The sequence below is a fragment of the Acaryochloris sp. CCMEE 5410 genome (genome assembly GCF_000238775.2).
Taxonomy (GTDB): domain Bacteria; phylum Cyanobacteriota; class Cyanobacteriia; order Thermosynechococcales; family Thermosynechococcaceae; genus Acaryochloris.
On the sequence record NZ_AFEJ02000002.1, the window covers coordinates 1,950,303 to 1,964,781 of the forward strand.

Annotated in this window: 17 protein-coding genes; 8 read left to right on the plus strand and 9 right to left on the minus strand. The window is 47.4% G+C overall.

Annotated elements, in window-relative coordinates:
• A complete protein-coding gene (locus ON05_RS29805) occupies positions 1-1,323 on the minus strand; it encodes a homoserine dehydrogenase (protein ID WP_010474563.1) in 1,323 nt (440 codons plus the stop codon).
• A 335-nt stretch (positions 1,324-1,658) separates the two neighbouring features.
• Between ON05_RS29805 and ON05_RS29810 the strand changes: the two genes are divergently transcribed.
• Positions 1,659-2,072: a hypothetical protein gene (locus ON05_RS29810; protein ID WP_010474564.1), complete on the plus strand. Its 414-nt coding sequence runs from the start codon at positions 1,659-1,661 to the stop codon at positions 2,070-2,072.
• 12 nt (positions 2,073-2,084) lie between these two features.
• Here ON05_RS29810 and ON05_RS29815 read toward each other — a convergent pair whose 3' ends face one another.
• Both ON05_RS29815 and ON05_RS29820 read right to left on the minus strand, forming a co-directional pair.
• Positions 2,085-2,723, minus strand: a complete 639-nt coding sequence (locus tag ON05_RS29815; RefSeq protein ID WP_010474565.1) for a DUF4291 domain-containing protein — start codon at positions 2,721-2,723, stop codon at positions 2,085-2,087.
• Positions 2,724-2,829: 106 nt separating this feature from the next.
• Positions 2,830-3,177: a tetratricopeptide repeat protein gene (locus ON05_RS29820; RefSeq protein ID WP_236618984.1), complete on the minus strand. Its 348-nt coding sequence runs from the start codon at positions 3,175-3,177 to the stop codon at positions 2,830-2,832.
• A gap of 177 nt (positions 3,178-3,354) precedes the next feature.
• Here ON05_RS29820 and ON05_RS29825 point away from each other — a divergent pair, with 177 nt between their 5' ends.
• Positions 3,355-3,753: a hypothetical protein gene (locus ON05_RS29825; protein WP_010474568.1), complete on the plus strand. Its 399-nt coding sequence runs from the start codon at positions 3,355-3,357 to the stop codon at positions 3,751-3,753.
• Between the two features lie 445 nt (positions 3,754-4,198).
• Here the strand turns inward: ON05_RS29825 and ON05_RS38775 are convergent, their stop codons facing one another.
• Genes ON05_RS38775 through ON05_RS38780 form a run of 3 tightly spaced genes read right to left on the minus strand, consistent with a single transcriptional unit; the run spans position 4,199 to position 5,647 of the window.
• Positions 4,199-4,432 (minus strand): transposase, encoded by a 234-nt coding sequence (locus ON05_RS38775; RefSeq protein ID WP_010469970.1) that lies wholly within the window; start codon positions 4,430-4,432, stop codon positions 4,199-4,201.
• The gene (gene tnpC, locus ON05_RS29830) at positions 4,425-5,393 is read right to left on the minus strand and encodes an IS66 family transposase (protein WP_396150436.1); all 969 of its coding nucleotides are present in this window, start codon (positions 5,391-5,393) and stop codon (positions 4,425-4,427) included. The genes ON05_RS38775 and tnpC overlap by 8 nt, the downstream gene beginning before the upstream one ends.
• Positions 5,363-5,647: a DUF6444 domain-containing protein gene (locus ON05_RS38780; protein ID WP_396150439.1), complete on the minus strand. Its 285-nt coding sequence runs from the start codon at positions 5,645-5,647 to the stop codon at positions 5,363-5,365. The genes tnpC and ON05_RS38780 overlap by 31 nt, the downstream gene beginning before the upstream one ends.
• A gap of 397 nt (positions 5,648-6,044) precedes the next feature.
• On the opposite strand from ON05_RS38780, the gene ON05_RS29835 reads away from it, so the two are divergent.
• Entirely contained in the window at positions 6,045-7,040 is a 996-nt protein-coding gene (locus tag ON05_RS29835) for an alpha/beta hydrolase (RefSeq protein WP_010470738.1), read from the plus strand.
• Positions 7,041-7,070: 30 nt separating this feature from the next.
• On the opposite strand, the gene ON05_RS29840 is transcribed toward ON05_RS29835, so the two are convergent.
• Positions 7,071-7,529, minus strand: coding sequence for a GNAT family N-acetyltransferase (locus ON05_RS29840; protein WP_010470740.1), 459 nt, complete (start codon positions 7,527-7,529; stop codon positions 7,071-7,073).
• A 300-nt stretch (positions 7,530-7,829) separates the two neighbouring features.
• Between ON05_RS29840 and ON05_RS29845 the strand changes: the two genes are divergently transcribed.
• The 4 genes from ON05_RS29845 (at position 7,830) to ON05_RS29860 (ending at position 11,333) form a co-directional block, all read left to right on the plus strand.
• A complete protein-coding gene (locus ON05_RS29845) occupies positions 7,830-8,348 on the plus strand; it encodes a hypothetical protein (protein ID WP_010470743.1) in 519 nt (172 codons plus the stop codon).
• Between the two features lie 166 nt (positions 8,349-8,514).
• Positions 8,515-9,789 carry a serine--tRNA ligase gene (serS, locus tag ON05_RS29850; protein ID WP_010470745.1) on the plus strand — a complete coding sequence of 425 codons (1,275 nt, stop codon included), beginning with the start codon at positions 8,515-8,517 and terminating at the stop codon, positions 9,787-9,789.
• A gap of 59 nt (positions 9,790-9,848) precedes the next feature.
• A complete protein-coding gene (gene sppA / locus ON05_RS29855; RefSeq protein WP_010470747.1) occupies positions 9,849-10,796 on the plus strand; it encodes a signal peptide peptidase SppA in 948 nt (315 codons plus the stop codon).
• A 3-nt stretch (positions 10,797-10,799) separates the two neighbouring features.
• The gene (locus tag ON05_RS29860) at positions 10,800-11,333 is read left to right on the plus strand and encodes a YIP1 family protein (protein ID WP_010470749.1); all 534 of its coding nucleotides are present in this window, start codon (positions 10,800-10,802) and stop codon (positions 11,331-11,333) included.
• A 502-nt stretch (positions 11,334-11,835) separates the two neighbouring features.
• Here the strand turns inward: ON05_RS29860 and ON05_RS29865 are convergent.
• Together ON05_RS29865 and ON05_RS29870 are read right to left on the minus strand one after the other, a co-directional pair.
• The gene (locus tag ON05_RS29865; protein ID WP_010470750.1) at positions 11,836-12,705 is read right to left on the minus strand and encodes a helix-turn-helix domain-containing protein; all 870 of its coding nucleotides are present in this window, start codon (positions 12,703-12,705) and stop codon (positions 11,836-11,838) included.
• 95 nt (positions 12,706-12,800) lie between these two features.
• A complete protein-coding gene (locus ON05_RS29870) occupies positions 12,801-13,553 on the minus strand; it encodes a hypothetical protein (RefSeq protein ID WP_010470752.1) in 753 nt (250 codons plus the stop codon).
• Positions 13,554-13,825: 272 nt separating this feature from the next.
• On the opposite strand from ON05_RS29870, the gene ON05_RS29875 reads away from it, so the two are divergent.
• The gene (locus tag ON05_RS29875) at positions 13,826-14,449 is read left to right on the plus strand and encodes an NAD(P)-dependent oxidoreductase (RefSeq protein ID WP_010470754.1); all 624 of its coding nucleotides are present in this window, start codon (positions 13,826-13,828) and stop codon (positions 14,447-14,449) included.
• Positions 14,450-14,479: the final 30 nt, after the last annotated feature.

Consider the following 14,479-nt stretch of genomic DNA (forward strand, 5'->3'; position numbering starts at 1 on the left):
CTACAAAACACGCAGCAGGCTGGGAATCGAACTAATGGCTTCCATCTGGCGAATTTCATCTAAAGCGTGATTAAAATTACCTTCCTGGACATCGTGGGTCACCACCACAATTTCAGCTAGCTCAGCCTTAATGCCCGTTTGCACCACAGACTCCAAACTAACACCGTGATTACCAAAGACAGTCCCCAATTTGCCAATCACGCCTGGATGATCTTTGGTTAAAAACCGAGCATAGAAGCGGGTCATTAGATCATTCATGGGGGCAATATTGCAATAATGCTGGTGGGAACAGGCCAGCAACGGGTGGATGCGAGAGGATTCTGGATCATTGGCCACGATGCCTGTTTTGAGTAAAGCCGCAATATTAATCAAATCGGCAACCACGGCACTCGCCGTCGGCCCAGCCCCCGCTCCAGGACCAAAGAACATCACCTGCCCCAGCGGATTGGCTTCGATTAGCAGGGCGTTATAGACATCATTGACGTTTGCTAAGGGATGATCGAGGGGAACTAATGTGGGATGAACACGGGCCTCTAATTGAGGTGGAGGTAGCTCGTCAGTTGTGGGAGGTACTTTTGCGATCGCAAGTAGTTTGATCACAAATCCCAGATTCTTGGCATAGTTAATATCCTCTGCACTCACTTGGCGAATGCCTTCCCGATGAACCTGCTCTAAGTCAATCCGCCCTCCAAAAGCCAGGGAGGCCAGAATGGCAATCTTATCGCCTGCATCCAAGCCATCCACATCCGCAGTGGGGTCTGCTTCGGCATACCCGAGGGCTTGGGCTTCCGCCAGCACATCGTCAAAGGCCGCCCCCGACTGCTGCATCTTAGTGAGGATATAGTTGGTGGTGCCGTTGAGAATACCGATCAGGGTATGGATCCGGTTGGCCCCTAGGGATTCTTTGAGGGGCTGAATTACCGGAATTCCGCCTGCCACTGCCGCCTCAATCATGACGTAGACGCCTGCCTGAGTTGCGGCTTGAAAAATTTCTTCGCCAAAGCGGGCAATCACCGCTTTGTTGGCAGTGACCACATGCTTCCCTTGAGCGATGGCTTCTAGAATCAGGGAGCGAGCGGGTTCAAGGCCACCAATCACTTCAACCACCATATCGATGGTGGGGTCATTAACGATGGCGTTGAGATCCGTGGTGAGCACCTCAGTCGAGAGATTTAGGCTGCGCGCTTTCTCTAAGGACCGCACCCCAACTTTGGCAATTTTAAGCTCTTGCAAGAGGGGATGACGGCCTTTGGGGTTCGCAAAGATTTCGCCCACTCCTGTACCTACGGTTCCTAATCCAAGTAAGCCAATTTTGAAACCCATGGTTATGCCCCATCTCGATCACAAACTTTATTGTGACATTCAGATTCAAGTCTTCAACACGATATGGGGAAAAATTCTGGTCATCGAGTGAAGATAGGCAGATTGTGTAGTCCCAAGCGGAGGTCAGTCAGCATAAACAGTCAATTCATCGGTTAACCTAGCCACTAAAGTTTTTAGCGACTATCCGCAGGATGGGAAACCTGAGTCTTGTAGGCATTGTCATGGATGTAGTCGTTCCTCTAGCCAAAACGCTCCATTGATCGAGTCTCTGTCCCAAGATGGGTAAACCAGCAATCTCTTTGCCCCAGTAAATCTTGTTCTAAAGGTGCCCATTGATGCAGAAGCATATCAGCCGTGTCCTCCTCACCTTGATCGCCATCTCTGTGACTTTACTGCTGACTGAGTGTCACGTTGGCAAACTCACCCCAATTCTAGTTGGCAAAAAAATATGGCTGAATGATGATGAAGACCTGATGGAAAAAGAGATTCGCAAAATCATACCTGAAGGCAGCTCTATCACGGAAGCTCACAATATTTTGCACCTGAATGGATATCAGTGTGGCTATTTTAAGGAATCCGATGCTGTCGATACGATAGAGAGCAATAGAACAAGTAAAGATGCAGATTATTTATTCTGCTATTTGCAAATATCAAGGCTTGTTTGTGCCCAAACGTATAAACCTTCCATTTACTACAAGGATGAAAAGGTTACACGGGTGAATATTAAGCTTGGGGGATGGTGCTTATAATCATTACTGCGCTCACTTGGCTAACTGTAGTTTTGTCGCAACTTCAAGATCCTTAACAGGGTAAGCACTTTCAGCAGGTGTCAGAAGGGCCTCATAATTTCCAGAAATAACAGATTCACGCTGTTCTGCCACAAAGTTCGAAATATCTTCAATGTCAAGAATCCACTCTTGGGCATACTGACGAATCGCCTCTCTCCGCAAACCCAATTGAATCGCTCGCCGCTCCAGCTTATAACCGGCTGGATTATGGTCTGGGTCCCATTGCAAACGCACATCAGAGGCATGAACCGCCTTTTGCCAAGCTTCTTGGCTCTCATATAGCCCAGATTGAAAGGAAGAATGTACAGCTTGGGCCAAGATCGAGTCAAACGCAGATCGTTTTAAGCGGATAGCCAGAATAACTTCTTGCCCAGGCTTAGCACCCCAGCCCGCGCGATACATCATCCACAAAAAGTTGGGTTTAATCCACGTCATCCGCGAAAGCTTAAACTCACCACCAAAGTAACCGTGTTGAGCGGCAAAATCACCAATAGCAGGTCGATAAGCCTGATACACCACAATTGAATCAGCATCGTATTGGGCCAAGATGACTCGTCCTTGCTGGGGCCAGCGGTCTTTTTGATGGAGATAAGGTTCGGTGTGCAAGGGCATAGCCAATTGAAATGGAAGGCGAATTAAATACTACAATGTAGTATAACTAGGTTCATTGCCCACTGTCCATCTATCTCATTCAATTCAGCATCAGGAATTAAACCCCTTATTCCATAAGATCACGTCCCATATCCTTGGCTTTCTGACGGTAATATTGCGCCAATGCCGGGTTTTGCCCGTCTACCTCGTAAATCGTAGCTAAATTATGGAAAGACAATGCACAGCCTTGCGAGCCTGCCTGTTGATACCATTGTTTTGCTGTAGCACTATCTCGCTTAACCCCCAAACCTAGCTGAAACATTGAGCCGAGTAGGCATTGGGCAATCACGTTCCCTTGGTAGGCTAGCGGCGAAAGTAGCTGAAAGGCTGCGGCATACTGATGTTGAGTGTAGGCTACCTGACCAGCGTCTAGTTTTGGATGCAATGGACGCTCTGCACAGTAATGGCAGCTCATGGTGGTAAGTCTTTACCTTTGGCGATGATTTTGGGAATCGTTGTAGTACCTTCTCTGAACCATAGGACACCTTACTGGTTGTTGTTCTCTAAATTCCTAGAGGAAGATGTTATCCAACGGTTAATATCTACGTCACATGACATATAACCATAGTTATCCCATGAAGGATTGTCATCCATGCCGCTAATCCGCTCAGAATCGCAAATCGGGAACCTTCTTGACCATTATTGTGACAGCAAATCGGATAGCGAACAGGTTCGCAAATGGTACGCTGCAATGCGTGACCTGATTCCAAAACTCGATGCTGAATTGCCGAACACCAATGTTTGGGGCCTAACTTCACACGATTCTCTGTGCTTAATGTCGGTACCTGAATATAATGCTGGCGTCAATCATGTCATAATCGAGCACTACTACGATGGATGCTTCAGAATGTCATACCATCCTCCAGAAGGCGAACTTCCAGTGCCGAAATCGCACGTTACCTTTATGGCAATCGGTGTCCCGGAAGCGTTGACTCGAATTAAGGTTGCAATGGCTGCATCCAAAGGCTGGCCTGACAGCCCTGATTTATAGCCGATACGCTTGCAGAAGAAATGAGTTACTCCCCTCCCGACTTCCTATTCCTTCAGCAAGTCTCTATTCCTCCCCTCTACCAGGTTGACGGAATATATCACTAAGTCTTCAGCTTTGCCTGAAACCAATTCATATAGTCGACCAGCCAGTATTTGTTAGTCGTCCCTGAAAAACCTCATCAGACCATATACCGTAGGCCTTTCAGTCATTAAGGTATGGCTTTAATTTGCAAGTAAATTCGCTGACCCTTATAAAAACTGGCGAAACAACGCCTTTTTAGATTGCTTGAAGCTCCCAATCCTGGTAGATAATCAAATCTCTATGTTCCAAATTTGACCTCTAAGGGCTTTGATATGCAGGGGTTGTAGAAAAGCATCTCCAAAATAGGAGGGGTTTTTCAGGGATGACTTGTTAGTCTCAGTGCCAACCCAAGCTTCTTGAGATGTTACTGCCCAGGCTGAAGCACTGGTCTAACAGGATTGTCAGCAAAAATACTTTTGAGTGCATCCAGTACAGGGATATCTTGCTTTCTCAAAGTTGAAATATAACCGCGAATGCGGCAGAACTGCTGGGCACCTGCCAAGGAGCGAAAACATCCCGATATCTTCTGCTTCAACTTCATCATGCGGATATCGCGCTCAGCCTGATTGTTATCAAAAGGCACCTGAAAATCATACATAAACGCCAAGACAGCAGCTTGGTGCTTTCGAAGTCGGTCGAGCAAGTTTTGGGTGTACTCTGCTTCTGCTTGCCTCGTTTCTTGGGTGCATTTCATCGACGGTTGGCATTGGATTATGCTTGAATCCATCGGCTAACACTTGGCGATACCGCTGCTCAAACGCCTCGACTTGTCTCGCATCGAGAACGCTTAAGTGTTCAGCTTTTGCCCGCTCTACCTCAGCTTTGATATCTAGCAGCAGTGAGATCATCTCCTCAGCCCAAGGTTGTTTGTAGCGTTCAACAATAAATCGGAGTTCGCGCAAATGATGGGCATTGCATAAGCTATGCGTACAACCATAGCGGGCATAGCTCTTCCAACCATCATGAATACTCGTGCCCGTAAAGTTTGGCAGAATATCCATTTCGTCCATCGCTGCTGTGCCGCGTTTGGCATGGACAAAGTAGTAGGTTAATCCACTCGTACAAGCGACATGCAGCCACCACAACTTGCTGTTGACTCGCAACCCCGTCTCGTCAAAATGTCCCACAGCTGCTTGCTCAATAGCGTCTTTGATCTGGGCTTCAATCGGTTCTAATTGCTGGGCACAGGTTGTACGGGTGTTGCACAGGGTTCCTTCAGAAACCTGACAACCCAAGAGGTCTTTAAGCAGTTCACGGGTGCGCTCAAACGGCAACAGTTGAGCCTCCATCAAATACACCATCAAGCCTTTGAGATTACTGCCATACTGAACCACATTGGTGACATCGCTGGGGAATTTACCCCGGTTCAAGGTTTGACAGTGCTCACAATATTTGACTTCTGCTTGATGCTCGATGACCTGTAATGACAAGGAGGGCAGCTCATGAACCTGGCGCAGTTCATACTCAAGGACGGCGACCTCTGTTAACGAGGCACCACAGCCTTGACATTGAGTGACTGGATGTAACACTACGGCATCGACGGTTTCACGCCATTCCAAGGTACTACCGGGATGGCCTTTTTGACCCCACTTTTACGCTTACTCTTACCCCGTAGACTTTTGGTCCGCTTCCCAAAGCCATCGCTTGAGGGTGGTTTACTACTGTTCCGACTATCTTTGCCAAGATGCTCTTCTAGTCGCTCTATCCGTTTAATAAGAAGGGTGACCAGCTCAACAACTGCATCCTCTCCTTGATGGTAGATTGCTCGAATATCAGATTCACTAATTTTCTGGTCAGAGACTTTCTTGTTCAACGAATGAGTACGGATTGACTGCTGGTGTGCTTAAAACATAGTCTCAGATAGAGTTATACCTTCATTCTCAACACAATGATTTAAGCCTGGGCAGTAACCTTGAGATTAAGGCATGGCAGCTATCCGTCGCACATCGTGAAATGAATATTACAAGAGGTCTATTGGCTTTTGATATGAAAAGGACTGGATCTGTCTGGCAGTTAGGTTTCAACACATCAGAAAAGCCTTTGGAGATATTTTTGGTGGTGAGGAGTTGTCAGGGAGTAAACATGTCATTCTTACTGATTATCTCCATAAAAATGCACTAGAGAAAATGATTCAATACCTAGAAGAACGTCTCCAATATTTCTCAGTCAAACCAGAAAATTTGAATCATATCTAGAAGGCTTTAATCAACATGTTATTTGCTACTAATCGCACCTTCATTCAAGGTCCTTCTTGTTCCCGAAACCCTCAATTTCCTCGCTCAGTTGACTTTAACTTGGATGACAACCAAGCTGGACAATCCATTTCTTTTTGTCGTCGAAATAATACGAATAGCTACATAGAGATTGGGCACTCTGCTTTCTTTGATGCCCTAGAAGCCGATCCAGCAGAAGAAATCCTATTCTATATCCACGGATACTCTACTCTACCTGAGCCAGTAATCTTTTCTCGGACAGAAGAATTACAGCAACACTTCAATGCTCTTGGGGGCAAACGTATTCGGGTTGTTCCCCTAATTTGGCCATGCGATAACGACTCTGGTCCCTTACAAGATTACTTTGGTGATCAGATGGCAGCCGATGCCAGTGACATCGCATTTATGCGTTTTTTTGAATGGTTTTTTTCATGGCTGAGTAACCGCAACGATGGCCAGAATGCTCCCTTCAGCAAAAACTTGAATATTCTGAGCCACTCTATGGGGGCCCGAGTTCTACGTGGCGCCCTTAATCGGGCTGTTCAATATTTTCAAGTAGATGGCTTTCCGCTGATTTTTCGGAGTATTTTTCTATCAGCATCCGATATTGTCAATGAAGCACTTGAGGCAGGAGAAGAAGGACAGTGGATTCCGTCGTCTGCGAGAAATGTAGCCGTTTATTATGCCTCTGACGATTGGGCATTACGAACGACTGCAATTATTAATATAGGCAATCTGGTCGCTTCAAGACGGTTAGGTCAAAAAGGGCCAGAAAATATGAATGCAGTACCTGATAATGTCTTTGCGTTTGACTGCGGAGACTTTAACAATCGATATGATTTACCCGGCCATGGATATTTTGCCAGTGACGTTCAGGGGAATCCTGGGTTAGTCCTCAGACATATGCATGCCACGATGCAAAGGGGGCGAATTATTACGCCTAATGGACAGCGGAATGTTGTCTTAGATTCAAGCTTAGTCACTTTCAACTAGCAGGGAATGTTGCTCTTCCCTTGTCAACGACTAAATCTGATTTTGAGAAGACGCCCTATCTTGCTCCTTTGCCAAGTTAAAGGAATACATCACAAAGTCCTCAGCTGTGCCTGCAACTGACTCATATAGTCGACAAGCTGGTATATTGTCAGCCTCAGTGCCAACCCAAGCTTCTTGACAGCCTAACTCTCGCCCCAAGGTAAATAGGGCCTGCAACAACTGACGTCCGATACCTTGCCTTTGATAACGAGGGGAGACCCCCACTTCATTAATCCAGAGTTGCATGGGCTTATCAGGATGGAAATATGTCACCGCTGAGGCCATCCCCACCACTCGCTGGTCATCACAGGCGACGGCAATGTGGTGGCGAGGATCAGCCATAAAGGCTGCACTCCATGCTCGATTCAGCGGATAGTCAAAAACATCAGGAGCCACACAGTCCAGAACATGGATTTGGTCAGGCTGGAGAAGGCGAATGGTTACGGTCATGGCCAATACCCCCGTAGGTATCAGGACTTAGCTTAACGGTAGCGTGGGCCTACGGTCTGGATGAGGGGATATCAGCCATGGCCAAATTGAAAGAAGCCATGCTAGCCTGTGAGAAAGATTTTGTATCTTAGCTTTTGCACGACGATGAATTATCGCCCGTCCTACAACGGATTGATTATTACCGCCATTCCTTAATCAGTGGTGGGTTCAACGTCGTATCTAATCATTTCGAGCACTTAGAAACCCGCCTCAAGGCGGTTTTTTTATGGGCCTGCTTTGAGGCAACTCAGGAGGTCCATCATGAAAAAAGTAGCCGTCTTTGGCAATTCCGGTGGTGGGAAATCCACCCTTAGCGCTCAATTAGCCGAGGTAACGGGTTTACCCCTCCATGTCTTAGATAAAATCCAATACAAAGCTGGAGGTGAGAAGGTACCTCAGGCGGTTTATAGACAAACTCACGATCAGCTTCTGCGGGAAGAGGCCTGGGTGATCGATGGGTTTGGTTGCATGGAGACCTTATGGGAACGACTGAAGGTCGCAGACACTCTGGTTTATCTGGATTTGCCGTTGTATATCCATTTTGCCTGGGTGACCAAGCGGATGGTCACAGGGTTTGTGCAACCCCCTTCGGGCTGGCCAGAACAAAGTCCTATCCTCAAGAGCAGCCTGAATAGTTATCGGACCTTGTGGTTATGCCATCGGCATCTGACACCGCGATATCGCAATTTTGTGCAACAAGCCAGGGAGACTCAAACGGTCTATCATCTCCGATCGGTCTCTGATATCTCGGCATTTTTAACCACGGTAGCCAACTCGTAAGTCATGTATTGCTGGCAGACCCAGGCATAAACGTAGCAGTTGATATTGCTCAATCAGCTGCTACGTCTAGCTTAAGAGCTATATGCCATCCTCAAAGCTGATCGTTACACCTGTATCCGGTATATCCTGTTAAATTGTCGGTATCGCGCAGCGGAAAAGTTAAGACGTGATTGATTTAAAGCAGCTAAGGGATAATCCTGAAGCCTTTGCAGAGCGCCTCAGTCGACGAGGTGACTATGATTTGCAAGCTATTTTGGACCTGGATCAAAAACAGCGCGAACTAGAAACCGAGCGATCGCAACTGCAAGCCCGAAGTAACCAAATAGGTAAAACCATCGGTGAACGGATGAAAGGGGGGGCTAATCCCAAGGATCCTGAGATTCAAGACCTGCGCCAGGAAGGCAGTACTGTCAAAGCCACCCTCAGCGATTTAGAACCGAAAGAGCGCGACCTTAAAGCTGAAATTGGCGAGCTGCTGCTGACGATACCGAATCTACCCAGTGACGATACGCCCGTCGGTAAAGACGAAACCGCCAACGTCGAAGTGAGTCGATGGGGAAACGAATATATTCCCAAAAACGCCAAGCTCGCTCACTGGGAGATTGGCGAAAACCTGGGGATTTTGAATTTTGAGCGCTCCGTTAAAATTGCTCAAAGCCGCTTTGCTACGTTGGTGGGGGCGGGGGCTGCCCTTGAGCGGGCTCTGATTCAATTTATGCTCGATCAGCAGGTAGAAGCGGGCTATATCGAAGTGTTGCCTCCCGTTCTCGTTAACAGTGACTCCTTAACGGCCACCGGACAACTCCCCAAATTTGCTGAAGAAAGCTTCAAATGCGCTGAGGATGATTTGTGGCTCAGCCCGACGGCTGAAGTCCCCGTCACTAACCTCTATCGCGACGAGATTATCAATGCCGATGATCTACCCATTTTTCACTGTGCCTATACTCCTTGTTTTCGCCGAGAAGCGGGCAGCTATGGTCGCGATACCCGAGGGCTGATTCGACTCCACCAGTTTAATAAGGTGGAGTTAGTAAAGCTGGTTCATCCCAGTACCTCTGCTGATGAGCATGAAGCCTTAGTTAAAAATGCGGCTGCTATCCTCGAAGCCTTGAAGCTTCCCTACCGAGTGTTGCAGCTCTGTACGGGGGATTTAGGATTCTCTGCTGCTAAATGCTATGACCTGGAAGTCTGGCTCCCCTCTGCCGATTGTTACCGGGAGATTTCAAGCTGTTCCAATTTCCTGGATTTCCAAGCGAGGCGAGGGAATATTCGCTTTAAGGAATCTGGACAGAAAGGAACTCAGTTTGTCCATACCCTCAATGGTTCAGGCTTGGCGATTGGTCGGACCATGGCTGCTGTGCTGGAAAATTATCAACAGCCCGATGGCAGTGTTCAGGTCCCCGAGGTTTTGCAACCCTATTTGAAACGCAAAGTCTTGTAAACTGCCGTAGCGATGGACCTTCTACAATAGGTGGGACACTAAAGGGAGAATAATCTTCTATGCGTCTAAATCGTGTCCTAGCCTTAGCGTTAGTGACGTTATGTTTGATTGCAGCCTTAGGTAACTGGTTAGGCGGATCGGTTAGTAAGAGCAAAGCCCAGGGCTCAGCAAACGTCGCCCAAATCAATGTTTATGGCGTGATTAGCGATGAAGCGTCTGGTGGACCTTTCAGCTCGGGTGAAGGGGCCAATGCCAATAAGCTGATCAGCAATATTAAAAAAGCTAGAGAGGATGATGGCATTAAAGCCATCCTACTGCGGATAAACAGTCCAGGGGGCACGGCGGCTGCCTCCCAGGCCGTGTACGAAGAGCTAATGCGAACCCGTAAAGACACGGATATTAAAATTGTCGCCAGCTTGGGGGATGTCGCTGCTTCAGGGGGATATTACATTGCCAGTGCAGCCGATCATATTGTCGCTAACCCTTCTTCGATCACCGGATCTATTGGGGTGATTGTGCAAACCCAAAACGTGACGTCCCTCCTTGATAAAATCGGGGTCCAAACTAGCACAATTAAAAGTGGCCCTTTGAAAGATATTCTGTCTCCGTTCCGGGAGACTAAGCCTGAAGAGCGCAAAATATTGCAGTCGGTGGTAGATGAGTCCTATCAGCAGTTTTTAGATGCCATTGTTGCCGGACGGGGGATGTCCTTGGAAAAGCTAAAGCCCTTGGCCGATGGTCGTATTTATACCGGGACTCAGGCCAAAGACAACAAGCTAGTAGACTCCCTAGGGAATTACTATGACGCCTTGGACAAGACGGCGGAGCTGGCCAACATTTCCGGTGACCCCAAGGTCAAAGATTTTGGCAAAGGCAGCTTATTTGGAGATTTCGGTCCATTTCTCTCCACGTCGAATCAATCCTTTCCCCAGCTAACGACGGAATGGCTCTCTTCCAAATCCCAATGGCCCCGTTGGCATAAGATTCCGCTGACGATCATGGAGTAAGCGATGCTAGATGCTCTATTTACGACGTTCTTTGGTGCTCAATCCTCCCGAAATAATCAATCTGTCTCGATTCTGATTGGCTTTGCGCTTCTCAGCATTCTGTCCTTGAATGCAGCTGGCAAAGTGGGGGCAGGCATTGGGGGTGTGATTGTTTTCTTCCTGTTGTTTTTGGTGGCGGGTCTATTGGGGGGGCTGTGGTTAGCCGCTGCCTTTAACTTTTTTGCTCAGCTCTTGGGGGGAAAAGGTTCGGCTCAGGAGAGCTTACGGGCAGTTTTGCTGGGGTTGTGGCCGTTGATGATCTCTGGACCTGCGATCGCAGCTTCGCAGTGGCCTGGCATTTTAGGTCAATTTTTAGGTCTGTTATTGGGGCTAGTGGTTCTGATCGGGACGCTGATCACCCTGACTCGATCCATTGGTCAAGCTCATCAGCTTCAGTGGGGGAAAGCCTTATTAACAGTTATCTTTACGGCTGTGACGTCGATGCTGGCTTGGTTAGGGTTTATTCTTTGGCCCCTCGTTTTGATATTGGGTTTGTAGCGGGAATTTGATGGTCGTTGCCTGCGGTCTGCAGGACATGGGCTAGTCGGTCGCATCAACACTTTTTCATCGACTGCAATAATTCATAACGAAATTGGCCTCGTTTTTAATAAAAAGATACTGATCCCGGCTGATTTTCAGTGCATCCACCCAGATGATTTTGATAGCATCTGGTAAACAATAGAAATAAGCAACTTTTTCTATTGTGCAGTCACACCCTCATAGGGCCTAATTATGTTTCAAGACCCAACCCATACAATGTTCTGGACCATTATGGTCTGTGAGTTTTTGGTCGCTTTTGGTTTAATTACTTACCTCGCTCAAGGGGAAAAGAGCGGCGATAAAACTCAGTAATATCAGCTTTTATTTGTAGTTAGTAACATTCAACATACCTCCTAACATAACCAACGGCGGCGCAGATACAACTGTGCTGCTTTTTTCGTGGTTAATTGACTTTGGCAACGGCCATCCCAACGCCTGCCTGGAACCACCTACCAATGACTCAACTGACTCGATAAACTTTCGGGGTCAGTCCCGTCATCTGTCGAAACTGTTTACTCAAATGGCTGTGGCTGCTAAAGCCACACTCAAAGGCAATATCGACAATGGGTTGGTCAGTTTGCTTTAAAAGCTGTTTGGCCCGCTCTACCCGCTGCTGCAGCAAATACTGAAAGGGGGAAAGCCCCATAGACTGCTTGAAGAGACGGCTAAAGTGAAATTGGCTCATATCCAGCAACTGTGCTAACTCAGCCAGCTTGAGATCTTGCTCTAAATGGGCATCCATATAGTCCAACACCTGGGCAAGCTGGCGCTGGGGAATACCGCCTTCATAAACGGGTAAATGGGGTTGGATCGTTGCATACTGTCTAAGCAAATGGACGGTTAACACATTGGCTAAGGAATCCATCATCAGGCTGCTTACTGCATTCTGCTGGCCTTCCGTTAGCATCATCATGGCAATGGTTTCTATGTGTGGATCGCGCATCCGAAATCCAGGGACGAGGGACATGCGATCGCAATCTTGTTCCAGAGTTTCCTGGGCAACTTTACGGACAAACTGATCGGTCAGTTTCACCTCTAGACAATGTTCATGCCCTTCCCACCGCGCAAAAAATGGCGAGCCAGCCGGTGCCAGAGAAAAATCCCCTTTCTGAATCAGTCCGGTGAAGATATTGCCGTCTTGAGATTGGACATAGTGAAGCGGACGGGGGGCCAATGACATAAACAGGGTATGTTCTGACTCAAACTGACACTGTCCTTCTCCTGGTGGGTTCTGGAATTGGTGAACATGGACATCCTTCCCCTTTTGCTCTGAGCTTGGCAAATTGAGGTAGGCCGTGACAGCAGTTTGTTGCGGTGCTGTGTTTTCCACGATGTCTAATCAATGGGGTTAGTTGCCACTATACAATTCCAACCTATTTGCGCGAGTGAAATTGCTTACAGAATTTAGATTCCCATGGATCCTCATCAAGATTTCTGCCAGGGGGCTATACGTTCTATCGGACACCATCGATCGTCAATAGGATACGTCTCAATATCATAGACATCCCTGGTCAATACAATTAGCTCATCCTCATCCCACCGATCAATCAGCGCGATCACATCTGATTTTTGGACTGTGCCAATGGAAACTGATGATTGGAGTGGACTACCTACCGCAAACAGTAGGGCTACATCGAGCTTAAGCGTCCATGAAATGCCTTGAAGTAAGGGATCGGCATGACCACGGAATACCGCCAATTCGTCTGGTAATGCCGTCAGTTTTTCCTGTTCAGAAGACGTCATTATATGGTGGGCATGCTTGCTAAGAGGCATACCATAATCAATGCCTAATAGTAGTTCGAGAAATCCTGAAGATTGCCCCAAAGACTCGGGGTTTGTCCAAATTTGGCCCACCATTTTGAAGTATTCAGGATCTCGCTCTGGGAAATCAGGCTTGTCAGATTCTTCAATGTAAAACTTTAAAATTCGCTCTGTGACGTCTAAATGAGGGTAGTAGGATTGCCATAAGTTCGGCTCTAGCTTTCTTGCAGTATTTGTTTTGCGATATTGATAGATTTTGTTAAGACGAGCATGGAGTCTTGGAGAGATGGCCCATTCAAAATGTACTAGCGGATGGTGCAGACCCTTTTCGGATAGATAAGGCTGAAGATCAGGATGTAAACTTGGCAGCCTATAAGTTTGAAGAACTTGATCAATATTGAGTCTAGGTGACGACATCTTAAGGATTGGGAGCCAGCTCAAATACTAATTCGATGCTAACTCGACACACCTCAGTTCACCTTCTTCCACTCATCCCACATATAGGCCAGGCATAAAACGATTAGTTCAGCTATTGCATCACCATAAATGGGATGCAATAGTCAGGCAATCGTTGGTGGCGAGCTGTATAGAAATTGGCCGCAAAATTGTGACAGTGGCGCAAGAGAGTGATAGTGGCATCTAAAGGGTTTTCATAAGCTGAGATTGTCTTGACTTAGGAGAGCAACATTATGCAATTACTCATTTTTGGCGCAACAGGAAGCGTGGGTCGCCATGTCGTTGAACAAGCCTTAGCTCAGGGACATACCGTTACCGCCTTTGCCCGCAATCCCCAGAAACTTGATATTCAGAATCCCCATCTCAATCTCTTTCCAGGCGATGTGATGGATTACCCCACCGTTGAGCGGGCCATGCAAGGACAAGACGCCGTGCTCTGTTCCCTGGGCGCAGGTCGCAATGGTGTCATTCGCTCCGAAGGGACTCGGCATATCGTCCAGGCCATGGAAAATGCCTCGATATCACGTCTGATCTGTCAGACCACGCTAGGGATTGGCGATAGCCGAGACAATCTCGATTTCTTCTGGAAGTACATCATGTTTGGGCTGCTATTACGTCCTGTCTACGCAGATCATGTGACCCAAGAAACCTACGTCAAACAAAGCAACTTGGACTGGACCATTGTGCGACCTGCAGCATTTACCGACGAACCCCAAACGGAAACCTATCTACATGGCTTTCCAGCCGATCAACAAGGGCTAACTCTCACCATTTCTAGAGCCGATGTCGCTGACTTTATGCTGCAGCAATTGCAAGATCATACCTATTTGCACAAAACACCAGGCTTGTCTTACTAACTGCCAGTATCCATCAGATGTTATTCAACC